Annotated in this window: 18 protein-coding genes; 7 read left to right on the top strand and 11 right to left on the bottom strand. The window is 56.0% G+C overall.

Annotation, left to right across the window (positions count from 1 at the left end; translation table 11 throughout):
• Positions 1-23 precede the first annotated feature (23 nt).
• The 3 genes from glnD (at position 24) to GC087_RS18805 (ending at position 4,187) form a co-directional block, all read left to right on the top strand.
• On the top strand, positions 24-2,672 hold the full coding sequence (gene glnD / locus GC087_RS18795; RefSeq protein WP_324029013.1) for a bifunctional uridylyltransferase/uridylyl-removing protein GlnD: 2,649 nt from the start codon (positions 24-26) through the stop codon (positions 2,670-2,672).
• 80 nt (positions 2,673-2,752) lie between these two features.
• Positions 2,753-3,577 carry a 2,3,4,5-tetrahydropyridine-2,6-dicarboxylate N-succinyltransferase gene (gene dapD / locus GC087_RS18800; protein ID WP_324029015.1) on the top strand — a complete coding sequence of 275 codons (825 nt, stop codon included), beginning with the start codon at positions 2,753-2,755 and terminating at the stop codon, positions 3,575-3,577.
• Positions 3,578-3,794: 217 nt separating this feature from the next.
• A complete protein-coding gene (locus GC087_RS18805; protein ID WP_006117754.1) occupies positions 3,795-4,187 on the top strand; it encodes a DUF3461 family protein in 393 nt (130 codons plus the stop codon).
• A 73-nt stretch (positions 4,188-4,260) separates the two neighbouring features.
• On the opposite strand, the gene GC087_RS18810 is transcribed toward GC087_RS18805, so the two are convergent.
• The 4 genes from GC087_RS18810 to dgt form a co-directional block, all read right to left on the bottom strand.
• Positions 4,261-5,478 carry an alginate lyase family protein gene (locus GC087_RS18810; RefSeq protein WP_324029017.1) on the bottom strand — a complete coding sequence of 406 codons (1,218 nt, stop codon included), beginning with the start codon at positions 5,476-5,478 and terminating at the stop codon, positions 4,261-4,263.
• Positions 5,479-5,509: 31 nt separating this feature from the next.
• A complete protein-coding gene (locus GC087_RS18815) occupies positions 5,510-6,667 on the bottom strand; it encodes a CdaR family transcriptional regulator (RefSeq protein WP_058702035.1) in 1,158 nt (385 codons plus the stop codon).
• A gap of 177 nt (positions 6,668-6,844) precedes the next feature.
• Entirely contained in the window at positions 6,845-8,293 is a 1,449-nt protein-coding gene (gene degP, locus GC087_RS18820; RefSeq protein WP_324029018.1) for a serine endoprotease DegP, read from the bottom strand.
• Positions 8,294-8,426: 133 nt separating this feature from the next.
• A complete protein-coding gene (gene dgt / locus GC087_RS18825) occupies positions 8,427-9,917 on the bottom strand; it encodes a dGTPase (RefSeq protein ID WP_006117749.1) in 1,491 nt (496 codons plus the stop codon).
• A gap of 92 nt (positions 9,918-10,009) precedes the next feature.
• On the opposite strand from dgt, the gene mtnN reads away from it, so the two are divergent.
• The 3 genes from mtnN (at position 10,010) to GC087_RS18840 (ending at position 11,886) form a co-directional block, all read left to right on the top strand.
• Positions 10,010-10,708 (top strand): 5'-methylthioadenosine/S-adenosylhomocysteine nucleosidase, encoded by a 699-nt coding sequence (gene mtnN, locus GC087_RS18830; protein ID WP_006117747.1) that lies wholly within the window; start codon positions 10,010-10,012, stop codon positions 10,706-10,708.
• On the top strand, positions 10,701-11,513 hold the full coding sequence (gene btuF / locus GC087_RS18835) for a vitamin B12 ABC transporter substrate-binding protein BtuF (RefSeq protein ID WP_039338684.1): 813 nt from the start codon (positions 10,701-10,703) through the stop codon (positions 11,511-11,513). Before mtnN ends, btuF begins: the two co-directional genes overlap by 8 nt.
• Positions 11,514-11,634: 121 nt before the next feature.
• Positions 11,635-11,886, top strand: a complete 252-nt coding sequence (locus tag GC087_RS18840) for a hypothetical protein (RefSeq protein ID WP_006117745.1) — start codon at positions 11,635-11,637, stop codon at positions 11,884-11,886.
• A gap of 29 nt (positions 11,887-11,915) precedes the next feature.
• On the opposite strand, the gene erpA is transcribed toward GC087_RS18840, so the two are convergent.
• Positions 11,916-12,263 carry an iron-sulfur cluster insertion protein ErpA gene (erpA, locus tag GC087_RS18845; RefSeq protein WP_006117744.1) on the bottom strand — a complete coding sequence of 116 codons (348 nt, stop codon included), beginning with the start codon at positions 12,261-12,263 and terminating at the stop codon, positions 11,916-11,918.
• A gap of 200 nt (positions 12,264-12,463) precedes the next feature.
• Between erpA and hemL the strand changes: the two genes are divergently transcribed.
• Entirely contained in the window at positions 12,464-13,744 is a 1,281-nt protein-coding gene (hemL, locus tag GC087_RS18850; RefSeq protein WP_033740299.1) for a glutamate-1-semialdehyde 2,1-aminomutase, read from the top strand.
• A 32-nt stretch (positions 13,745-13,776) separates the two neighbouring features.
• On the opposite strand, the gene fhuB is transcribed toward hemL, so the two are convergent.
• The 6 genes from fhuB to hrpB form a co-directional block, all read right to left on the bottom strand.
• Entirely contained in the window at positions 13,777-15,756 is a 1,980-nt protein-coding gene (gene fhuB, locus GC087_RS18855) for a Fe(3+)-hydroxamate ABC transporter permease FhuB (protein ID WP_324029020.1), read from the bottom strand.
• The gene (gene fhuD / locus GC087_RS18860; RefSeq protein WP_324029022.1) at positions 15,756-16,634 is read right to left on the bottom strand and encodes a Fe(3+)-hydroxamate ABC transporter substrate-binding protein FhuD; all 879 of its coding nucleotides are present in this window, start codon (positions 16,632-16,634) and stop codon (positions 15,756-15,758) included. The genes fhuB and fhuD overlap by 1 nt, the downstream gene beginning before the upstream one ends.
• A gap of 10 nt (positions 16,635-16,644) precedes the next feature.
• Positions 16,645-17,439 (bottom strand): Fe3+-hydroxamate ABC transporter ATP-binding protein FhuC, encoded by a 795-nt coding sequence (gene fhuC / locus GC087_RS18865; protein ID WP_039338691.1) that lies wholly within the window; start codon positions 17,437-17,439, stop codon positions 16,645-16,647.
• A 39-nt stretch (positions 17,440-17,478) separates the two neighbouring features.
• On the bottom strand, positions 17,479-19,680 hold the full coding sequence (gene fhuA, locus GC087_RS18870) for a ferrichrome porin FhuA (RefSeq protein WP_324029024.1): 2,202 nt from the start codon (positions 19,678-19,680) through the stop codon (positions 17,479-17,481).
• 198 nt (positions 19,681-19,878) lie between these two features.
• A complete protein-coding gene (gene mrcB, locus GC087_RS18875) occupies positions 19,879-22,410 on the bottom strand; it encodes a bifunctional glycosyl transferase/transpeptidase (RefSeq protein WP_324029025.1) in 2,532 nt (843 codons plus the stop codon).
• A gap of 83 nt (positions 22,411-22,493) precedes the next feature.
• The gene (gene hrpB / locus GC087_RS18880; RefSeq protein WP_324029027.1) at positions 22,494-24,989 is read right to left on the bottom strand and encodes an ATP-dependent helicase HrpB; all 2,496 of its coding nucleotides are present in this window, start codon (positions 24,987-24,989) and stop codon (positions 22,494-22,496) included.
• Between the last annotated feature and the right edge of the window lie 13 nt (positions 24,990-25,002).

Genomic DNA, 25,002 nt, shown 5'->3' on the forward strand with positions numbered 1-25,002 from the left:
ATGGTTAATGATGAGAGCGTTGCATGAGCCTGTCGCAAGCAGTGAAAAACGGCCTGAATGATTCCCCTGGCGAGTGGCAAGACGATACGCTGACACGCGACGTCTTAAAGCAACGTCTGGAGGGCTTCCAGCAGCACCTGGCGGCGGCGTTTGATGCCGGTGAGCCTGTCGAAGATCTGATTCACACCCGAACGCTGTTTATCGATCGCCTGCTGCGCCGTTTGTGGCGTTTTTTTGGCTTCGACAGCATGAAAGCCATCACGCTTGTCGCCGTCGGCGGTTACGGTCGCGGTGAACTGCATCCCCTTTCCGATATCGATATCTTAATTCTCAGCCGTCAGCCGCTGGATGAGCAGGCGGCGCAGAGCGCCAGCGCGCTACTGACGCTGATGTGGGATCTCAAGCTGGAGGTCGGCCACAGTGTACGTAGCCTCGAAGAGTGCCTGCTGGAAGGGCTGTCCGATCTGACCGTGGCAACCAATCTGATTGAAGCCCGAATGCTGACCGGCGATGTCGCGCTGTTTCTGGAATTACAAAAAAATGTCTTCAGCGATGGCTTCTGGCCATCATCCCGCTTTTTTGCCGCCAAAATCGACGAGCAGCAGGAACGCCATACACGTTATCACGGTACCAGCTATAACCTGGAACCGGATATCAAAAGCAGCCCCGGCGGGTTACGTGACATTCATACCTTACAATGGGTTGCCCGTCGCCACTTTGGCGCGACCACGCTGGATGAGATGTCAGGCTTTGGTTTCCTGACGGACGCAGAGCGCAGCGAGCTGAATGAGTGCCAGGCGTTTCTCTGGCGCATTCGCTTTGCCCTGCACCTGTCTCTGCCACGGTACGATAACCGCCTGCTGTTTGACCGCCAGCTCAGCGTTGCCCGGCGCCTGAATTATGAGGGAGAAGGCAACGAACCGGTCGAACGCATGATGAAAGATTTTTACCGCGTCACGCGGCGCATCGGTGAGCTTAACCAGATGCTGTTGCAACTGTTCGATGAGGCCATTCTGGCGCTCTCCACCAATGAAAAACCCTATGCCATTGATGACGATTTCCAGCTGCGCGGTAACCTGATCGATCTGCGTGATGAAACCCTGTTTGATCGGGAACCCCAGGCGATCTTGCGTATGTTCTATGTCATGGTACGCAATGAAAACATCAAAGGGATCTACTCCACTACACTGCGCCGCCTGCGTCATACACGACGTCATCTTGAGCAACCCTTATGCCAGTTGCCTGAAGCGCGTCGCCTGTTTATGTCGATTCTGCGTCATCCCGGTGCGGTCAGTCGCGCGCTGGTCCCGATGCATCGCCACAGCGTGCTCTGGGCTTATACGCCGCTCTGGGGCCACATTGTCGGGCAGATGCAGTTTGATTTATTTCATGCTTATACCGTCGATGAGCACACTATCCGGGTGTTGCAGAAACTGGAGAGCTTTGCCAATGAAGCAACGCGCCCGCAACATCCGTTGTGCGTTGAACTCTGGCCTCGCCTGCCACAACAGGAATTACTGTTAATGGCTGCGCTGTTACACGACATCGCGAAAGGGCGTAACGGCGATCACTCCGTGCTGGGTGCGCAGGACGCGCTGGCGTTTGCGGAGATGCACGGTCTTAACTCACGTGAAACCCAGTTAGTGGCCTGGCTGGTTCGTCATCATCTGCTGATGTCAGTTACCGCGCAGCGCCGCGACATTCAGGATCCTACGGTCATTCAACAGTTCGCCGAAGTCATGCAGAACGAGAACCGGCTGCGTTATCTGGTTTGCCTGACCGTTGCCGACATCTGCGCCACTAATGAAAGCTTGTGGAACAGCTGGAAGCAAAGCCTGCTGCGAGAACTGTTCTTTGCCACTGAAAAACAGCTGCGCCGCGGCATGGAGAACAGCCCGGATCTCCGTGAGCGTGTCCGTCATCACCGTTTACAGGCGCTGGCACTGTTGCGCATGGACAACATCGATGAAGCCCGCCTGCACCACATCTGGAACCGGTGCCGTGCCGACTATTTCCTGCGTCACACGCCGAATCAGATCGCCTGGCATGCGCGCCATTTACTGGAACACGATCTGCGTAAACCATTGGTGCTGGTAAGCCCACAGGCTACACGAGGCGGTACAGAAATTTTTATCTGGAGCCCGGACCGGCCCCACCTGTTTGCCGCCGTGGCCGGTGAGCTGGATCGCCGCAATCTCAGCGTGCATGATGCGCAGATTTTTACCAGCCGCGATGGTATGGCGATGGATACGTTTATCGTGCTGGAGCCGGATGGCAGCCCGCTGGCTCCCGATCGTCATGCGCTGATCATTCAGGCGCTGGAACAGGCGATTACGCAGTCAGACTGGGTGCCGCCACGTACCCGCCGTCAGGCTGCCCGACTCCGCCATTTCAGCGTGGATACCGAAGTAAACTTTCTGCCGACGCATACCGATCGCCGGAGTTATCTGGAACTGGTGGCGCTCGATCAGCCGGGCTTGCTGGCGCGCGTCGGCGAGGTGTTTGCCGATCTCGGCGTATCACTGCATGGCGCGCGCATCAGTACCATTGGAGAACGTGTCGAAGATTTGTTTATTCTGGCCAATAGCGAACGCCGGGCACTGGATGAGGAAATGCGCCAGACCCTGCAACAACGGTTGACAGAGGCCCTTAATCCAAACGATAAAGTGTGACCCGCTTCAATTTGTGAACTTTCACTTTTTACCTGTGCTGGTCGCTGACCGGCACCACAAATGACAGATCAGGAAAAAATATGCAACAGTTACAGAGTGTTATTGAATCTGCCTTCGAACGTCGCGTTGATATCACCCCGACCAGTGTGGATACTGAAACCCGCGACGCGATTAATCAGGTTATCGCCAAACTGGACAGCGGTGAGCTGCGCGTTTCTGAAAAAATCGACGGTGAATGGGTAACGCATCAGTGGCTGAAAAAAGCCGTTCTGCTCTCTTTCCGCATCAATGACAATCAGGTCATGGAAGGCGCAGAAACACGCTTTTACGACAAAGTGCCAATGAAATTCGCTGACTGGGACGATGCGCGCTTTAAGGCCGCCGGTTTCCGCGTCGTACCGCCTGCCGCCGTGCGTAAAGGTGCCTTTATTGCACGTAATACCGTGCTGATGCCTTCCTATGTGAACATCGGTGCCTTTGTTGACGAAGGAACGATGGTGGACACCTGGGCCACCGTGGGCTCCTGTGCGCAAATTGGTAAAAATGTCCACTTATCTGGTGGCGTAGGCATCGGTGGGGTGCTTGAGCCACTGCAGGCTAATCCGACCATTATTGAAGATAACTGCTTCATCGGCGCACGTTCTGAAATTGTTGAAGGCGTGATTGTTGAAGAAGGTTCCGTTATTTCAATGGGCGTTTATATTGGTCAAAGCACCAAAATTTATGACCGCGAAACCGGTGAAATTCATTACGGACGCGTACCTGCCGGATCGGTCGTCGTCTCGGGTAATCTGCCGTCAAAAGATGGCAGCTACAGCCTGTATTGCGCGGTTATCGTGAAAAAAGTGGATGCCAAAACACTGGCCAAAACCGGCATTAATGAATTGCTGCGCACGATCGACTAAGCTTGTGGACGGGCTGCCTGACAGCCCGTCATCTTTTGTTTACAGCTGTTACGGGTAATGTTGTTTTTCAACGCGAACCAACGGGTGCGTTTACTTTTCATCCAGGTCATAATTCGCGCCAGTTAAATCCTGTTGCGCACTGATTCATGTTATTTATGTCTACAGTCATTAAGTCATGAACAATTCTGCGCGCTTATCATTTGGTGGAAAAAACGTTATGTATGACAATATTAAGAGCTTAGGCATTAGTAACCCCGACGATATCGATCGCTACAGCCTGCGTCAGGAAGCGAATAACGATATTTTGAAAATTTATTTCCGCAAAGATAAAGGCGAATTTTTCGCTAAAAGCGTGAAATTTAAATACCCTCGTCAGCGTAAAACGGTCGTCGCCGATAATGCGTCGCAGGGCTACCGTGAAGTGCAGGAAATCAGCCCTAACCTGCGCTATGTCATCGATGAGTTGGATCAAATTTGCCAGCGCGATCAGGTTGAAGTCGATCTGAAACGTAAAATTCTGGACGATCTGCGTCATCTGGAAGGCGTGGTGTCACACAAGATCGCGGAAATTGAATCCGATCTGGAAAAACTGACCCGCAGCGGCCGTTAATCCCTTCAAACGTACTACGGCCTGCCGTCCTGAGTGAGCGTCACTTTGTGCGGCGGGCCTTTTTTATGCCCTGCTACTCCTGCCGCAGCAACGCCCCTTCACGCAAGACATCTTCAGTCGCCTCACGCCAGTCAAACCGGTCAATCCAGGATTGATAGCGTGCAGAACCCAGCGCATTATCCGCCAGCATAAGCAGGGGAATGACGCGCCCGCTGTTACGGTCGCGCGTCTTCCACGGCCAGCGGCGCGCAGAATCACTAAACGGTGCCATATAATCCAACGCAGCCAGCAGCGAGCCGCCCTGTTTGTCAGAGTAGTGCCAGAGATCGTCCTCACCGCGCTGAGACGACAAGGCCGCTATCGCAGTCAGCGCCTGTAAATTAAAAAAACTGTAGTGAAAAGAGCGGGTGCGGGCCAGTTCAAGCGGCTGCGTGCCATCACGCGCTATCTGCCCACCGATCTTCGTTTTAGCCAGCGCCATCATGTCCCTCATAACGGCGTCGTTATGCAGGTAAGCGGCAATCCCGGCCACCTGAACACAATACCAGCTACCGTGATTGTTGGCCGCATGCCGCTCCTGGCGCGCCAGCTTACTGGTTTGCAGCCAGGTAAGGTAGTCGTGGAACCAGCGCTGTAGCGCGGCCTCGTCGCCTGCACGCCAGCCAGGTGACTGACGCAGCAATATCAACGCATCAACAATGCGGGTGGCAAAATAACGCCCATCCAGTACGCCATCATGCCGACCCGTGCTGATGCCCGGCACGCCTTGCGCAAAGTTAAGGTTGGGGTTCATGCGGCTGGCAGGATCGATAAACCAGTGACGGATCATCGATTGGGCTTTACTGGCATAGCGTACATCGCCCGAAAAGAACCAGGCCAGCGTCAGTGCCTGCACATCGGCACTAAAACGCGCAAAACGCAGCCCGTCTGTTTGGTTGTTTTTTGTGTCGGGATTCACCTCGCCATCCCGACGGCTCCACGGAAGCCCCGTTTTCTGCCGGGCGTCCGGCCACCAGTACGCGCTCAGGCTGAGATAATCGTGTCGCGAGCCGCTGGGGGGCACCAGACCTTTGTCCATGACGCTGGGATCGGGCTGCTTAAGCGCCTTATCCGCCTGCTGTTTCAGCTGTTGCCAGGCTTGCTGCGTACGTGGGCTTGCCTGCTGATTCTGGATGGTCTGCCGTGTAGTGAGCAAAGTCTTTGTCGAGAGAAAAATCAGTGTGTCCGCCGCCGCCGCCTGGCAGGTGAACGCAAGTATCAGTAAGCCACATCCCCAACTCAGTGCGCGCATCAGTCTGTCCTCTTCGTTTTTTCGGGCCCTGTCAGCCCTGCTCATCCAGTTGGATCGCGATGTACAACAGCAGGCGATCGTCGACCTTGCCCAGGTTGAGTCCCGTCAATTCAGCAATACGATTTAAACGGTATTCCAGGGTATTTCGATGAATAAAAAGCGCACGCGACGTCGCGCCGGGCTGCACGTTGTTGCTGAACCAGGCACTCAGCGTGCGTCGCAGCAAACCGTTGCTGTCCATGCTTTTTAGCTTTTCCAGCGGACGCGCCAGTTCATTTGACTGCCAGCCACCCCGTAAGCTGTCGAGCAGGACCGGCAGCATCAAATCCTGATAAAAATAGCTGCGAACCTCGGGCATACGCTGCTTTCCCACCGCCATCGTTGTTCGCGCAGTACGATATGAACGTGCAATGCTGCCCATGCCCGTAAAGAAATTGCCCAGCGCGATACGCATGCGCAGATGACCACTTTCCTTCATGCGCTGCATGAGCTGTTCGATCCGCCTGCGGTGATCGTGTTGATCATAACGTCCGTGTGCATTTAATGCCGGTTTCAGCACGACCATTTCGGTTAGTGAGACGATGGCAATCAGGTTATCCCGCGCCGGTGTCGTCAATAACGTCTGCAACTGCTGTAATTCTGACATCGCGCTGTCAACGCCAAGCTGCCCACTGTCCACTTCGATCACCGCCACGATTCGGGGCTGATTAAGATCGATGCCGAGGCGCTGCGCCCATTCGGTGAGTTGCGGGGAGATCGCGTCACTGCGAATGAGATTGAGCACCAACTCTTCCCGCAGACGGCTGTCCTGCGCCAGCATGTGCAACAGCCGCGCCTGCTCCAGCATCATCTCTGCGGCCATACAGACTAATTCACCATAGTGACGCAGCGCACCCGGCTCGCCCGTCAGACCAATCACTCCAACAATCATCCCGTCGATACGCAACGGCAGATTAATTCCCGGCCTGACTCCATGCAGATGCCGGGCCACCGCATCGTCAATATCCACAATACGTCCCTGAGACAGCACTAACAATGCACCCTCATGTAATTCGCCGATGCGCTCCCGGTCACCGCTTCCAATAATCCGTCCTCTTGCATCCATAACGTTGACATTGCCATCAATGATTTTCATAGTGCGCGCGACAATTTCCTGCGCCAGTCGTGCGTCGAGATGACAGGTTGCCATCCTGTACTCCTGAGTCATAAAAAGGGGAAAAACAGCATAGACGCGCGATACCGGGAGAACATTGTGCATCTGCACAAGGCCCGGCAGGCATTAACAGAAATGCGGCGACCATCACATTTGTGCGCGTCGCCATAAAAAAGGCGGACCGAAGTCCGCCTGATAAACCGCTGCCTGTGATTACTGCGCCAGCAGATACAGTGAACTGTCTCCGCGCTGCACGTTCAACGCCAGTACCGGTGGCTTGGTATCGAGGATTTTACGCAGTTCGCCCAGATTGCTGACGGCCTGCTGGTTGACGCCAAGAATCAGGTCGCCTTTTTTCAGGCCAATTCTGGCCGCCGCGCTGCCCCCTTTCACGCTGTCAACCCGAACGCCTTTCTCTTTACCTGAATTATTGCTCAGATCCGCGCCTTCAATACCGGTGTAAATGGTGGCGGACTGCACCTTGTCCTGCGTGCTCTGCTGCAGCTGAACCGTCACATCCAGCGGTTTACCGTCACGCAGTATGCCAAGTTTCAGCGTGGTTCCTACCGGCAACGAGCCGACTTCGGCACGCAGTGAAGCAAAGCTGGTTAACGGCTTACCGTTCATCGACACAATGACGTCACCCGCTTTAATACCGCCCTTCGCCGCCGCGGAGTTCGGTACGACCTGACTGACGAATGCACCGCGTTGCGCATCGACTTTCATCGCCTTCGCCAGCTCAGAGTTAAGCTCGGTCCCCATAATGCCCAGCTCGCCGCGTTTAACCTGACCGTATTCCACCATTTGTGCCGTCAGGTTTTTCACCATGTTGCTCGGGATGGCGAAGCCAATACCAATATTGCCGCCGTCCGGTGCCAGGATAGCGGTGTTGATGCCAATCAGCTCGCCGTTGAGATTTACCAGAGCGCCACCCGAGTTACCCCGGTTGATGGCCGCATCGGTTTGAATAAAGTTCTCATAGTTTTCAACATTCAGGCCACTGCGTCCCAGCGCGGACACGATACCAGACGTAACGGTTTCACCCAGACCATACGGGTTACCAATCGCCACGGCGTAATCGCCCACCCGTAAATTGTCAGAGTCGGCCATCTTAATCGCGGTAAGATTTTTAGCACCTTCCAGCTGAATTAATGCGATATCCGAGCTGGGATCTTTACCAATCACTTTGGCATCGTAACTGCGACCATCGCTCAGTTTTACCTGAATTTTCGTCGCGTCGTTTACCACATGGTTATTGGTGACCACATAGCCTTTTTCAGCGTTAATGATGACACCAGAGCCCAGCGCTCTAAATTTTTGCTGCTGCGTATCTGGCGCGGCAGGGGCACCGCCACCGTCACCGCCCTGGCAAAGCGGTGAGCCCATGAACGGCGAACCGTCCTGGCAGAAAGGCGAATTATCGCCAAAAAATTGCTGAAACTGCTGCGGCATCCGTGGCGTTTTGACAGTCGTACTTCCTTCAACGCTGATACTCACGACTGAAGGCATAACCTTTTCCAGCATTGGCGCAAGGCTCGGCAACTGCTGGCTGTTGGTGGATGACACGGAAGAGGATGTTTCCGCAGCGAAAGCACTCACAGGGGTCAGTGCCATGCCAAGACTAAGCGCCAGGGCGCTTAACATTAACGAGGTTTTTTTCATTTTGGTATCTCACAATGATGGATATACTGACCATTGCTGTGGTCGAATGTTGAGATAAATGTTTTAGCGCGAAGTTCCTCTAAAAGTTTTAGGCAAAAGTAAAAATTTATTCGCGCTCTTTACAATTCTCGGGTTATTCCACCGCCATTAAGCGACGATACTCATCCCAGGCATAGAGATCCGTCATGCCACTAATGTAATCCTGAATCAGGCGAAAACGATAATAACGTTCCCATAACAAACGCTCATATTTATGCTCAACAACCAATGTACGCATTTTATACAAATAGGCTTTTCGGTGTTTTCCAGACAGTTTATGGAACAGTCGGGTCTCTATGGGATGATGGCGTAAAAAGTCTTCATTTATCAGTGTGGTAAACGCTTCATAATTGAGCGACATCAGCGGCTGATATATTTCCAGCAAGCCTTTAATTACCCGATAACCCTGCAGTTCCAGTTGCTCAACTTCGGAATGATTAAACACCTGCTGGCGCGCCACGGTTTTAAAAATCTGTAATAAACGGCCCTCTTCACCTTCGTCTTCTAATAAAGCATGGTTGAAGTGTCCCTCGAATATGGCAGGCAGATTATCAATAAAACGTTTCACCGCGTAGGTGACCAAAACATTCTGAACATTGACCCGCAGCGACATAAAAAACTGATCGCTACGGCTACGGCGTTTTTTACTGCCCGCTTCGCGCCACGCTTCCCCCACTGTACGACTGAAGGCATCGTTATTATTTATTGTTCCCCAGGCCTTGCTGAGATATTCATACAGACTGTCCACGTTAAATATGGCTTTTTCAACGGCATCGTCTAAATCGGCAATACAATAGGAGATGTCGTCAGCGGCTTCCATGATATAGGTCAGCGGAAAGCGATGGTGTTCCGTCAAATTTGTGGCGGTGCGGAGCTCATCGATATATTCCCGCTCAGATAAATAGAAGCCCGGCTTTTTCATTAATACGCTAAACTGAGCCGGTTTTTCCCCCTGCCACCAGGCGGGCGCGGTATATTTCAGGATGCAGGCTACCTGAGAATAGCTCAGGTTGAGTTGCAGCAGCGAATGCACCATGCGAATAGCCTGAGCATTCCCTTCGAAGTGGCACAAATCCTGACGAATCATGGCGTTCATGCGATCAAAGTCCGCGCGCTGCGCCTCGTTTTCAACACCCGCAACCAGCGGATCGACCAGTTCAGCGGGCAGGTTATCTTCAAACCAGTCATTAATGGCGGCTTCGCCAAAATGCCCAAACGGTGGGTTACCTACGTCATGTAACAGGCAGGCCATTTCGACGAGGCTTTCGAACGCCCCTTCCATGTCATCCAGACCATATTTTGCCAGTCCACCCTGCATCTTTAGCGTCTGCAGAATTTCTTTGCTGATATACCGGCCAGTTTGTTGCACTTCAAGCGAATGCGTCAGACGGGAACGTACGGCGGCGTTGCGCTCAAGCGGGAATACCTGGGTTTTTTGTTGCAGTCGACGAATTGCCGCTGAATTAATGATCCGCCCACGATCGCTTTCGAAATGGCGGGTAATAAAATATTCCCCCTGTGGATCTTTACGGTTGCTATAAGGGCGAGTGAAGCTGATCTTCTTCCTGAAATTGATCGTCGCCATAGCTGTCCCCTTATTTTTTCGTGAAATAATCCCGTCACTGCCATGATAGACTATGCCTGATATTGACATCCATTACATTAGCGAGACGTAAAATGAAAGCAGGCATCATTGGCGCAATGGAGCAGGAAGTTACCCTGCTGCGAGACAAAATTGAAAATCGCCAGACCCTGTCTCTGGCTGGTTGTGAAATTTACACTGGCACACTGAATGGTGTGGACGTTGCGTTGCTGAAATCCGGCATTGGTAAGACCTCGGCCGCTATGGGCACCACATTGTTACTGCAATTGTGCAAACCCGATTTGGTGATTAACACCGGCTCAGCGGGCGGCTTAGCCTCTTCGTTAAAGGTAGGCGATATTGTGGTGTCCGATGAAGTGCGCTATCACGATGCCGATGTCACAGCCTTTGGTTATGAACCGGGCCAGATGGCGGGCTGCCCCGCGGCCTTTACCGCAGACAGTAAGCTGATCGCCGCCGCAGAAGCCTGTATTCAGCAGTTGAATCTCAACGCGGTTCGCGGCCTGGTGGTCAGCGGTGACGCGTTTATCAATGGCGCAGCCCCTCTGGCCCGCATTCGCGCGACGTTCCCACAGGCGATTGCCGTTGAGATGGAAGCCACCGCTATCGGCCATGTCTGCCACCAGTTTAACGTGCCGTTTGTGGTCGTCCGCGCGATCTCCGATGTGGCCGATCAGGAATCGCACCTGAGTTTCGATGAGTTCCTGAGCGTTGCCGCTAAGCAGTCCTCCCTGATGGTGGAAAATCTGCTGGCCCGCCTGGCACATGGCTAAATCCCTGCTGTTTTGCTGGCTGCTGCTGTTTTGCAGCAGCCTGCCTGCTGCACCGCCCCGCGTCATCACCCTGGCTCCTCACCTGACTGAACTGGCTTTTGCCGCCGGCATCACGCCGGTTGCGGTCAGTGCCTGGTCGGGTTATCCCGCTGAAGCACAAAAGATTGAGCAGGTCGCGACCTGGCAGGGGATGAACCTTGAGCGCATTTTACAGCTTAAGCCCGATGTTGTGCTGGCATGGCCCGGCGGCACCTCATCCCGTCAGGTGGCGCAGTTAGTGCACTCAGGGATTCATGTGGAATGGGTCGCCACCTCGACACTGGATGACATGATTCATTCGCTAGCTGGATTAGCCCGATGGAGCCCGTCCCCCCAGCGTGCTACACAGGCCGCTACGCAACTACGCCAGCAGGTCGCAGCCTTGCGCCAACGCTACCGTCCGCAACCCCCCGTACGCGTTTTTGTGCAGTTTGGTCTTTCCCCCCTGTATACGGCGGCTAAAGCGACGCTGCAAAATGACATTATCGGCCTGTGTGGCGGGCAAAATATTTTTGCCGCAAGTCCGGTGAGCTGGCCTCAGGTGAGCCGGGAGCAGGTCCTGATGCGCCACCCTCAGGTCATTGTGACAACGGGCGGTTCGCAACAGGCTGAAACGCTTGCGCAGTTCTGGCGGCCGCAGCTCAACGTACGCATCATTGCCATTAACGAGGACTGGCTCAGCCGTCCGGGCCCGCGTATCCTGTTAGCCGCAGAGCAGCTCTGTGAGGCACTGCATCCCGCCCCAAAGGCATCTTCAGGCTACTGAATATTGCCCTGCCAATTAAAGTAATCATTTTCACTGCCGTTAACGTTATTTAAGAGACGCGTGCCATGTAAGCCCGCCGTCCTTCTGCGCGATGCGCTTTTGACTACACCAGGAATTCACTATGACTAAAGCCCTGCTTCTGGCCATAGGGCTTGTGATCGCGCAGCAGGCGTTCGCGGGATCCACGACCGGCTCTATCAATGCCAGACTTGTTATCTATTCACGTTGCGAAGTCAACAGCGTGCGAAGCCCGTCTTCGCCACAGGTTGACTGCGGTCGCCAGAGCAGCGCACAGCCGCGCGTGACGCAAACGGTGCTGAAGCGTCAGGGAAGCCGCACAACGAACGACAGACTGGTGACAATAGAATGGTAAGCGGCCGCCCGGAGAGAGCGGCCTGATGATCAGATGCTGAAGGAAGACCCGCAACCGCAGGTGGTTTTGGCGTTCGGGTTGGTTACGATAAAGCGCGACCCTTCCAGACCTTCGGTGTAATCCACCGAACCGCCTACCAGATACTGCAGACTCATTGGATCAACCACCAGCGAAACGCCCTGCTTTTCAATGGTCATATCACCGTCGTTCATTTGATCGTCGAAGGTGAAACCATACTGAAAGCCGCTGCAACCACCACCAGTGATATACACACGCAGCTTCAGCGCCGGGTTATCTTCGTCAGCAATCAGATTTTTCACTTTGTTGGCTGCTGCGTCGGTAAACTGCAACGGCAGTGCTACTACTTCATCACTCATGAGTTACTCCGTAAACGTCCGGGTCAGAAAACGACCTCAATGTTGCTATTATCTGCCAGCGACCCGCCGCAATCAAGCGCTCAGCTTCGCACTCTGTGCCGGATTGACGCGGAGAAGTCGTACGCAGGGATATCTGGCTTTCGTCGGCCGCCCCTCTTCCGTAGAATAGCCCGAAATTATATGAACTGCTGGAGCCGAAAATGAGTAAGTCTGAAAAACTGTTCGCCGAAGCACAACGCCTGATCCCCGGCGGTGTGAACTCGCCGGTCCGTGCGTTTACCGGTGTCGGCGGCGTTCCGCTGTTCATTGAGCATGCTGATGGCGCCTGTCTGTATGACGCCGATGGCAAAGCCTATATCGACTATGTTGGCTCATGGGGGCCAATGGTACTGGGACATAACAACGAAGGCATTCGTCAGGCTGTGATTGAGGCAGCCCAGCGCGGCCTGAGCTTTGGTGCGCCGACCGAGATGGAAGTCACCATGGCGCAGCTGGTATGTGACCTGGTACCGAGTATGGAAATGGTGCGCATGGTCAACTCCGGCACCGAAGCGACCATGAGTGCGATTCGTCTGGCGCGCGGGTTTACCGGACGCGATAAGATCATCAAGTTCGAAGGGTGCTATCACGGCCATGCCGACCACCTGCTGGTGAAAGCCGGATCAGGTGCGCTGACGCTGGGCCAACCCAACTCGCCGGGCGTACCCGCCGATTTTGCTAAGCATACGCTGACCTGCACCTATAACGATCTGGACTCTGTTCGTGCGGCCTTTGAACAGTATCCCGCGGCTGTCGCTGCCATTATCGTTGAGCCTGTTGCCGGCAATATGAACTGTATCCCTCCGCAGCCTGACTTCCTGCCGGGCCTGCGTGCCCTGTGCGATGAGTTCGGTGCACTGCTGATTATTGATGAAGTGATGACAGGCTTCCGTGTGGCGCTGGGCGGCGCACAGGCACACTATAACGTGAAGCCGGATCTCACCTGCCTGGGCAAAATCATCGGCGGTGGCATGCCAGTGGGTGCGTTCGGTGGCCGTCGCGAGGTCATGTCCGCGCTGGCACCGACCGGGCCGGTTTACCAGGCCGGTACGTTGTCCGGTAATCCCGTAGCCATGGCCGCCGGTTATGCCTGCCTGACGCAGATTGCGCAGCCAGGTATGCATGACAGGCTGAACCGTCTGACTGAACAACTGGCTCAGGGGCTGGTTGAGGCAGCCAGACAGGAAAATATTCCCGTGGTGGTGAATCAGGTTGGCGGCATGTTTGGCCTGTTTTTTACCGATGCCGACAGCGTCACCTGCTATCAGGACGTGACACAGTGCGACGTGGAACGCTTCAAGCGCTTCTTCCACCTGATGCTCGAAGAAGGCGTGTATTTTGCGCCGTCCGCCTTTGAGGCCGGGTTTATGTCGCTGGCACATACTGATGAGGATATTCAGCACACCATCGAGGCGGCCCGGCGCTGTTTCGCGAAGCTCTGATGAGAAAAGACCGGCTGAGCCGGTCTTTTTTTTTAACGTGAACGGCGCAGTAGCCAGATAAAATAAGGTGCGCCCAAAAAGGTCGCCATCAGGCCCGCCGGAATCTGACTGGGAAAGGCCAGCATGCGCCCGCACCAGTCTGCGGCCACCATTAACCCGGCCCCCAGCACGCCAGACAGTAACACCTGTGGCAGCGCGCGGCGAAAGCCCAACATACGGGCCATATGGGGTGCCATTAAGCCGACAAAGCTCAGCGGCCCAATCGTCAGCGTGGCGCAAGCCGTTAAGGCCGCCGCTAACAGCAACAGGGCGAGTCGTGAACCCGTCAGTGCCATACCGACAGACCGTGCGGTCATGCTGCCAAGTGGCAGAATGGTTAACCAGCGGCTGGCCAGTGGCGCTAATGCCACTAAAACAGCCGCAAAGCCTGCACTTTGCAGCGCCTGCGTAGCACTGATGTTGTAAGTTGATCCGGATATCCAGGTCAGTAACCCCGCCATGCGCGGATCGCCACTTGCCATCAACAGCATCAGAATGGTGACAAAGGCGCTGTTGAGTGCCATACCCGCCAGTAGCATACGTTCCGGTGAGAAACCACCACGACTGGCGACCAGCATAATAACCGCCAGCGTTATCGCCGCCCCCAGCGCACCTGCCGGCAACAGAAATGCCAGCGCGTTGCCGGGAACAAAGAACAGCATCACGACCACACCGCAGGCCGCGCCGGAACTGATGCCCAGCACTTCAGGACTGGCCATGGGATTACCGGTGAGGCGCTGGATCAGGCTGCCCGCCACACCGAGCATCAGGCCGACCTCCAGTGCCGCCAGCACACGCGGCGCGCGCCAGGGTAACAACTGTTGCAGCATGTCGCCAGACGTCCAAATCCAGCCATGCGCATCACGCCCAAAGGCCAGGCAAAGCCATGTCAGTCCGCCCAGCATCAGCAATCCCACCAGCGTCCAGCGCCCGTAACGGTATCGCTCGACCGGCACGTTGTCCCCCTGATCCAGCGCAGGCGGAACGGATCCGGTTCGCAGGCGAGGTAACAGCGCCAACAGAATGGGCACGCCCAGCAGCGCCGTCACGGTTCCGGTGGAGATCTCGCGCCAGTGCGCCGTGAGCCAGAGTACGCAGGCATCCGCCAGCCAGAGCAGCAGTGCACCAATCAGGGGTGCCAGCAGCATGCGGCTCAGTAACCGCCGTCCACCCAGCAGCCTTGCCAGCAGCGGTGCAAATAAACCAATAAAGCCAATGATCCCCGCTACGCTCACCAACTGAGCGCTCAGCAAGATGGCCAGAACCAGGACGGCCAGCCGCATAGCAGACAGCGCTAACCCAAGATTTTTGGCGACGCCATCGTCCAGCCCCATCAGCGTAAGCGGTCTCAGTAGTGCCAGAGACAGCACCAGCGCCAGCACCAGACGTGGCCAGAGTTGGGTAACGCTGTCCCAGCTCATCTGATTCAACGTGCCGGTGCTCCACAGGAACATATTCTGCAGTTGATCGTGGTTAAAGATGGCAAATATTTGGTTCACTGCGCCGCTGTACAGGCTGAGAACCAGCCCTGCCAGAATCAGCGTAACGGGCGACAGACGTTTGCGCCAGGCCACGCTGAACACCAGCGCACCGACCAACAGCGCGCCACCCGACGCGGCGAACTGATGAGCCAGCGCCCCACCCGGCAGGTGCCATAAGGTCGCGACGGTCATTCCTAACTGCGCGCCGGATGAAACGCCTAACGTGCCCGGTTCGGCCAGCGGATTGCGCAACACCTGCTGAAACAGTAATCCGGCTAACCCCAGCCCTGCCCCCACCAGCAGCGCCAGTGACCAGCGCGGCAGTAAGCTGTAGTGAAAGACCATTTGCTCAATGTTGCTGCTGTCCGGTGTCCACAGCGCCTGCAACCACTGGTTCGTGGGCAGCGCCTGTTGCAGATTGATCGCGGTTAACATCAACGCCAGGAAGAACAGCGTACCTGTCACGGCTAACGGGAAAAAACGATGACGCATTACGATTTCTCCAGCGCACGTTCCAGCACGCGAATAAAGTTCAGGGCTGACAAGGTCGCACCGTAGTACCACACCGCCGGAACGCGCTGGAAATGGCCGCTGTGAACAAACGGCATGGACTGCCATAACGGACTTCGCGACAGTTGCTGCATCACAGCATCATTGTCATGATCGAAGCAGATCGCCTCTACGTCATGGAAAACGGCCAGCCGTTCCAGTCCAATCACGGCGCTGCCCCAAAAACTGGTTTCGCCCTGCCAGGCATTTTTCAGATTCAAAAGCGCCATCACTTCCAGGAATAAGCTGTTTTTACCGAAGGTAATAGCGTGGCGGCTGTCGAGTAGCGACATCAGCAAAATGGCCCGACCGGCGTGCGGCGCCAGACGCTGACGCGCCGCCGCAATCTCCGCATCCACCTGTTGCAGATGCGCCTCAGCCTGCGCCTCACGTCCCAGTCGGGCCGCCAACGCCCGCAATGAGGCCCGTGCGCGACTCAGCGGTTTGCCATCGCCATTGTGCAGGTCAAACCCCATGATCGGCGCAATGCGCCGCAGCTTATCTTTCGGTGGACCGTAACCGTTCGAGCAGAGAATCAGCGAGGGATGCATCTGGGTCATCAGCTCAAGATTTGGCTCGGTACGTAACCCGACATCCACCACGCCCGCAGGCAATGGCGGCTGTCCGACCCAGACGTTGTAGTTATGCACGTCCGCCACACCCAACGGGTTCACGCCCAGCGCCAGGAGTAACTCGGTGGGCAGCCACTCCAGCGCAATAACGCGGTCGCTGTCAGGCTGTGCCGCAGGCGATGGGAAAGACGGGATGAGAGGCGACAACGCCATTGCCATCAGCAGGCGACGGCGATATAAATCCGGCATTATCGTATCCTTAACACACAAAACTCACCGGCGCGCCGCCGCCAGGATGGGGGAAGATGCCCATTGGGATACCGTAAATCGCCTGCAACACATCTGCCTGCATAATGTGTTCTGGTCCACCTTCTGCAATCAGTTTGCCGCCGCGCAAGGCGACCAGATGGTCACAATAGCGAGCCGCCATATTAATATCGTGTAAGACGGTAATGACCGTTAAGCCATGTTCATGGCTCAGCGTCTGAATCAGCGCCAGCACATCCACCTGGTGGGCAATATCCAGCGCAGAGGTAGGTTCATCCAGCAACAGGCAGCGGCTGTTCTGAGCGACCATCATTGCCAGCCATGCACGCTGGCGCTCACCACCAGAGAGGCTGTCGACCAGCCGCGAGGCGAATGGCGTTAGTCCAACCCGCGCGATTGCCTGCGCGACCCGCTCGCGATCGTCCTGCGTAAAGCGCCCCAGCGCACCATGCCAGGGATAACGCCCAATGGCCACCAACTCACGTACCGTCATGCCTTCCGCAGCCGGTAACTGCTGCGGCAAATAGGCGACCTCACGGGCAAACGCTTTGCTACTCCAGCGATCAACAGGCTGTTCGTTGAGCAGAACCCGCCCTTCACTGGCCGCGTGATGCCGCCCCAGCATTTTTAACAGCGTGGATTTCCCTGAACCATTGTGCCCAATCAGCGCGGTGACTTTACCTGGCGTAAAAGCGAGAGAAACGGGATGAAGGAGCGTACGGCCCGGTACGCGAAAGCTGGCGTTATCCAGTCGGAAGGCGGTCTGTTGGTACTGCGGAAGCTGCATGGTTATCCCTGTAAACGGGCGCCGAAGCGCCCTCATCGATCAGAACCGGAACGTGGCGGTGCCGACAATTTGTCGCTCTGCGCCCCAGTAGCACGCGTATTCACGGTAGCAACTGGCAACGTAGTCACGGTTAAACAGGTTGTTAACGTTAACGCCAACCGTTGAGCCAGGCAAACCAAAACGGCCTAAATCATATTTCAACGCGGCATCGACGGTAGTGTAACCCGCGACGGTGAAGTTTTGGTTCACGTCGGGACCCGCACTGTATAATCCCTGTGTTTCGCCCACATAACGGATGCCCGCGCCCAACGTTACGCCGGACAGCGCCGTTTCATGGAAGGTATAGTCGCTCCACAGCGAGGCCATGTGCTTAGGCACCTGCACCGGGGTTTTGCCTTTGAGCTGTGTATCTTCCGTATATTCAGCATCGGTGTAGGTATAAGACGCGGTCAGGTTGACGTTGGCATTGAGGGCCGCCTTGGCTTCCAGTTCGACACCGCGAGAACGGATTTCGCCGCTCTGGATGCGGAAAAGGGTATGGTCAGGATCGGCTGTTAAATTTTTGGACTTAGTCAGTTCATACATCGCAGCCGTAACCACGACAGGACGATCTTTCGGCACATATTTCACCCCCGTTTCGTACTGCTTAGCGCGCGATGGGTCGAAAGGTTGCCCGCTCACTGTCGTCCCGGCCGTTGGGATAAAGGATTCGCTATAACTGAAATAAGGCGCGATACCGTTATCGAAAACGTAGTTTACGCCGCCACGCCAGGTGAAGGCCTGATCATGATTTTTGACTTCGGTATTGGTGTCGCGATTTAACGCAGATGTCATCGCGTAATCATAACGGCTGCCTAACGTCAGCACCCAACGATCCCACGCCATTTGATCCTGCGCGTAAAGGCCGGTTTGTTCCTGTTTGTTCAGATAACGATAGGGGAAAGGCGTGCCGTTAAGCGAATCATTACCGTACTGAGGAGCAACCGCATTCAAAGGAAATGCTGAACCAAACGCTGCGTTGATATCATTACGCATGCGTTGATAATCCACACCAAGCAAAAGCGTATGGTCGAGTTGACCGGTTGCAAATTTTGCCTGTGCCTGGTTATCGACGGCGAACTCATTCAGTTTTTCGTCTGAAGTGGCATAACCTCGCGTGATTTCCTGGGTGGCGGCGTTAAATCCATTGCCATAAATGCTGCGGTAATCCGTCGTTAACTCGGCATAACGCAGGTTCTGGCGTACCGTCCAGGTCTCATCAAAACGGTGTTCAAAGCTGTAGCCGACCATTTTGGTGTTACGGGAGATGCGATTGCTCTTCTCCCCTTCATCAAAGTTGGTGGGCAGTTTGTACTGACTGCCATCAGGACGCGTAATGGGCACGACAGTGCCTTCACGCGGTAACCAGCCGTAATAACCCGTGTCCGGTTCATTCTGGAAGTAGGTCAGCAGATCCAGACGGGTGTTTTCGTCTGGTCGCCAGCTGAAGGACGGCGCGATGGTGTAGCGCTTTTGCTTGTTGTTCGCCTGCTGGGCATCCTGGCTGCTCGCCAGGCCTGTCAGACGGTAGCTGTAAACGCCTGCGTCATCGATCGCACCGCCAAAATCAAAGCCGGTGGAGTAAAGATTGTGATTGCCCATCTGAAACTGCACTTCACGCAGCGTTTCCTGGGTGGGACGTTTACTGACCAGCGCGACCACACCGCCCGGGTTGCTCTTACCGTACAGCACCGACACCGGCCCGCGCAGCAGCTCAGCCCGCTCCAGGAAATAGGGATCAATAGCGAATTCCGAGTAGTTGTCGCCCTGCAGCTTCAACCCATCGAGATACTGGTTGGTGTTGGTTTCGCTAAAACCGCGAATTGACAACGCATCATAGACGCCTGAACTGCCGCGGTTACCGGTAAGCACACCCGGCGTGTAATTAAAGGCCTGCTTCACGCTGGTGACGCTGCGCATCTCCATCTCTTCTCGCGTCACCACAGAAACCGACTGCGGATTCTTTTCAATCGGCGTGTCCGTTTTGGTGCCGGTGGCGCTGTGTTTTGCGGCGATGGTGGGCGCCGGGCCCCACGCGTTTTCCTGCGCCACCGCACCACCGCCATTTGCAGATACCACCACCGTTTGTTCAGCGTAAGCCATTACGCTTGCGCCGCTGGTCACCAGGGCAATGATCAAAGCCAGAGGCCGACGCGTAAATACGCCGGATGGAGAAGCAAAAGGGATAGAACGCGCTGTCATGAAGGTGTCTCTCAAATGGGGATGATTAAGCGAATCGAAACGATAATGATTATTATAACGATTGGATAATATGCGAAGTCTCGCAATTTCTGCAAGCAGAATTCCCCGGCGTGGCGTCGTGTCACGGACGATGGCAAGGGGTTTTGATGTGGAATAAAAAAAGGCACCGAAGTGCCTTTTTCATCCGCGTTTGACGGGTTATTTGCCGAACATATCTTTTATCCAGCCGGCAACGCCGTTGCTGTCTTTTTGTTCCTGCTGTTGCTGCTGCTGTAACTGCTGTTGTTGCTGGTCCTGCATCTGCTGCTGTTGCTGCATTTGCTGAACCTGCTGTTGCTGTTGCTGGCAGAGCGCATTCGGATCCAGCGTCCAGACAGGCAGCGTGCGCCATGTGCTGCTTCCTGAACCGCAAACAAAGTTACCCGCAGTATCAATGTTCATCATCGTCACATCTTCCGGCGGCGTAAGCTGCAGCGGCATCGGAGCCTGATTGTCCAGGTAGCGGCGGTAAATCTGCATCGCCCCGCTGGCACCGTAGAGTTTGGTCGGCTGGTTGTTATCACGGCCAACCCAGGTGATCGCCACTTCTTTACCATCAATCCCGGCAAACCAGCTGTCGACCAGATCGTTCGTGGTGCCGGTTTTCCCTGCCAGGTGCGCATTCGGGAAACGTGCCCCCAGCGCCCGGGCGGTACCGCGATCGACGACCTGTTGCATGGTATACAGCGTTAAATAAGCCGCCTGTGCCGGTTCAACGCGCTGAGCCTGCGGGAAGCTCTGGTACAGCACGGTACCGTCTTCCGCGATGACCGAACGCACGGCTGACAGCTCTGCATGATTCCCGCCGCTGGAAATGGACTGGAAGGCCTGAGCCACTTCCACAGGCGTCAGGTTGAGTGCGCCCAGTAACATCGCCGGAACCGGATTCAGCTGATCTTTAGGCACACCCAGCTTCGTCCAGGTGTCCACCACCGCATTCAGTCCCAGCGTCATGCCCAGGTTAACCGTTGGCACGTTCATGGAGTTCGTCAGCGCATCGACCAGCATCACTTTGCCACTAAAGCGCCGGTCGTCGTTCATGGGTTTCCAGATGCTGCCATTCGGCTGTTTCAGCGCAATAGGCTCATCCGCAATCCAGCTGTTCAGGCGGTAAGTGTTGGGTTGGCTCAGCGCGGTCAGATAGGTGGCCGGTTTCGCCAGCGAGCCGATGGATCGGCGCGCCTGCAACGCGCGGTTATACCCGGCAAACTGCGGATCGGCCCCACCGACCATCGCGCGAACTTCACCCGTAAAGCGGTCAACGACCACCATTGCGGTTTCCAGATCTTTCAGACCGCGCTGTTTTTTCAGGGTGGGAATACCGTCTACAACGGCTTTTTCGGCCGCATCCTGAGAAACCGGATCCAGGGTGGTGAAAATTTTCACGCCCGACAGATCTTTGACTTTGTCGCCCAGTTTTGCCTGAAGCTCATTACGCACCATCTGCATAAAGGCAGGCTGTGGCGTAATCACACCGCCTTTCGGCTGCACGCCCAACGGACGGGCCGACAGCATGTCGTACAGTTCCTGATCGATCACTTTCTGCTGCTGCAGCAGGCGCAGCACCAGATTACGTCGTTCCAGGGCCAGTTTCGGGTTACGCCATGGGTTATAGAGCGACGCCCCTTTCACCATGCCCACCAGCATCGCCTGCTGATCGAGACTCAGCTCGTCAACCGGGCGGCCAAAATAGTAGAGGCTGGCCAGAGGGAAACCGCGGATCTGATCGTTACCTGCCTGACCGAGATACACCTCGTTCAGGTAAAGCTCCAGAATACGATCTTTGCTGTAACGGGCATCCATGATCACGGCCATATAGGCTTCACGGGCTTTACGCCACAGCGAACGCTCATTAGTCAGGAACAGGTTTTTGACCAGTTGCTGGGTAAGCGTACTGCCGCCCTGCACCGCTTTTCCGGCGGTGATGTTCGCCAGGAAGGCACGGCCAATGGAGTACGGGCTGATGCCGTCGTGCTCATAAAAGTGGCGATCTTCCGTTGCGATTAAGGTATCCACCAACAGATCAGGGAAACCGGCACGGGGAACGAACAAGCGCTGTTCACCATTAGGTGACTGCAGCATCGTAATCAGACGAGGATCAAGCCGGAAGAAACCAAAATCACGCCCGGTTTCGACGTTCTTAATCTCACTCAGCTCATCTTTGCTGAATGTCATTCGGGCATGAATCTGCCCTTCTTTGCTGTCCGGGAAATCAAACGGGCGACGCAGCAGTTCAATGGTGTTGCCTTTGACCGAGAATTCTCCCGGACGCGTAATGCGCGAGACTTCGCGGTACTGCGTGCCTTCCAGCAGGGCAATCATTTCGCTTTTATTGTAGGCCATGCCAGGTTCGAGGCTGACCATACGACCGTAGACAGCAGCGGGCAGTTGCCACACTTTACCGTCAATGCGGCTGCGAATTTCCGAATCGAGGTATACGCCCCACGCGGCCATGACCACTACAAATACCAGGAACAGCTTAATAAACCATCCCAGCCAACGGCGTTTGCCGCGCGGCGGTTTTCCACCTTTACCTTTACGTGGCACCGGCGCTTCCTCCTCGTAATCATCATCAAAATCGTCCTGAGAGACATCACTATCGATGTCTCTGCGCCGCCCACGGCGGGCGCTGTTGCGCGGTGGCAACGGTTTTCCTTTGCGCCCAATAGGTTCGCGATCGTTCCCAGACATTGGTTTCATTCTCCAGGCATAGCTTACGGCTGCGCCGCTACTCTAACTGCTTTCTTCACTGTCGCATGGCAGAACCCTCTGAATTAAACAGCGGGCCCGCCCTGTGACGTATTCTTTTTCGTCCGCCGGGTCGGTATTGCGGAGGCCGGATCGTCGGGCCAGGGATGTTTGGGATAACGCCCTTTCATTTCTTTTTGCACATCTTTATAGGCACCGCGCCAGAACGCCGCCAGATCGCGGGTGATCTGTAAGGGACGCTGGGCGGGCGATAACAGTTCCAGCACCAGCGGCACGCGACCTTCTGCGACGGCAGGATTACTGGCTTCGCCAAACATTTCCTGAATACGCACCGCCAGCGCAGGCGGTTTATCTGCATCATAGCGAATCGGCAGCCGACTTCCGGTGGGCACAGTGTAATGAGTTGGCAGCACAGTATCCAGCCGCTGACGTTGTGACCATGTGAGCAAATGTAAGAGCGCAGTGACCAGATTGACCGACTGCAGACTCTTCAGATCCCGCACGGCGCTCATCTGCGGTTGCAGCCAGCGATCCAGCGAGTCAAGCAGGCTGGCCTCATCGACGGCGGGCCAGTTCTCTTCGGGCAGCCACTGGGCAGCACACTGGATACGTAACCGCAGTTGCTCAGCCTCCGGCGTCCATCCCAGTACCGATAACCCCTTTTTAGCGACCCAGCGTAGCAGCGCGGCCTGTAACGCCTCGGCATCCGGTCGGGCAAGCGGCTGAGTCTTCAGTATCAGTTCGCCGATCTGCTCACGGCGTAAGGTGCGCAACGTGCCCTTCTCGTCATCCCATTCCACGTCGGTACGCTGTTCGACAAGCTGTGGACAGGCCTGCGTCAATGCCGCAAGCTCGACGGGAAGGGCCAGCAGGATACGTGCATCGGGGGCGCTGCTGCCCTGTAATAAGACAGGCGCAATGAGCCATTCGTAACGCGTGAGCGCCTGCTGTTCGTCCAGCACTGCCCCCAGTCCGTTGGCTAACTGATAGCGTCCGCTGTTATCGCGTCGGCGCGCCAGACGATCGCGAAATCCCGCCGTTAACAACGCGGGAAAATGCGCGTCATCGACCCGTCCGCCTGTGAGGCCAAGGCGTTTTTGCCAGTGCTGCGCGCGCCGCAACCAGTGCGGTAAAGGCCGACAGAGAACATCACGTAGATCAACACTGCCCGCGCGGGGCGGATCCTCCAGCACGGCGACGAGTAGTGCCGCGCTGGCCACCGCATCGGCATCACGCCCTGCGGCACATAACATAGCGCTCAGCCTGGCATCACTGCCGAGCTGCGCCATGCGTCTGCCCTGTGTGTTCAGTCGTCCTGATTCATCCAGCGCTCCAAGGCGCATCAGCTGCTGCTGCGCTGCCCGTAAGTGCTTTTCGGGAGGGCGATCGATCCACTGTAGCTGGTCGATGTCTGTACAGCCCCACTGCAGCAGTTCCAGCCACAATGACGCGAGATCGCTGTGCAGGATTTCGGCTTCGCCCTGTGCAGGCGCCCGTTCCGCCTGCTCCTGTGAAGTCAGGTGCAGGCAGATGCCCGGCATCAGTCGTCCGGCACGTCCGGCGCGCTGCGTCATCGACGCCTGGCTGATGCGCTGAGTCTGCAACCGCGTCACGCCGCTGCGTGCATCAAACAGCGCGCGCCGCTCCTGGGCACTGTCCACGACCAGACGAATACCTTCGATCGTTAAGCTGGTTTCGGCAATATTGGTCGCCAGCACCACTTTGCGGCGTCCGGGGGCGGCAGGCAAAATAGCCTGCTGCTGAGCGGCCAGCGGAAGCGCGCCATAAAGCGGCGTTAAATCGACATCCTCATCGACACGGGTTTCCAGCTCGCGTTTTACGCGCGCTATCTCTGCCACGCCGGGCAGAAAAAGCAGCAGCGAGCCGCTTTCCTGTCGAAGCAACTGCGCGACTTCACGCGCTACCGCCTCGTCAAAACGCAGGCTCGGACTCAACGGAGCATAACGCCGTTCGACCGGATAGCTACGCCCTTCTGAGGCAATCAGCGGCGCGTCCGGTAGCAGCGTCGCCAGGCGAGTATTATCGAGCGTGGCTGACATCAGCAAAATTTTCAGATCGTCACGCAATCCCTGCTGAACATCCAGTAACAGCGCCAGCGCCAGATCCGCCTGCAGGCTGCGCTCATGAAATTCATCCAGAATCACCAGCGACACGCCATCCAGCATCGGATCCTGCTGCAACATGCGCGTCAGAATACCTTCGGTCACTACCTCAAGCCGGGTCATGGGTCCGCTGCAGTTTTCGCCGCGCATGCGGTAACCCACCGTGGCGCCGGGCTGTTCGCCCAGTAGCTCAGCCAGCCGTTGCGCCACGTTGCGTGCGGCCAGTCGGCGTGGCTCCAGCATGATAATGCGCCCTGACAGCGCCTTGTGCTGTAACAGCTGAAGGGGTAACCAGGTGGATTTACCTGCGCCGGTAGGCGCAGCCAGCAGGACGTTCGAGGCCTGATCAAGGGCGCTCAGTAGGTCAGGCAACACCGCGCTGATGGGGAGATCACTCACCAAAAACTCCGCTAATGGCTGTGTTAAGATGGCGCGCATTGTAGCACTCATC

The organism is Pantoea sp. JZ2, assembly GCF_035191405.1.
In the GTDB taxonomy this organism is placed as follows: domain Bacteria; phylum Pseudomonadota; class Gammaproteobacteria; order Enterobacterales; family Enterobacteriaceae; genus Pantoea; species Pantoea stewartii.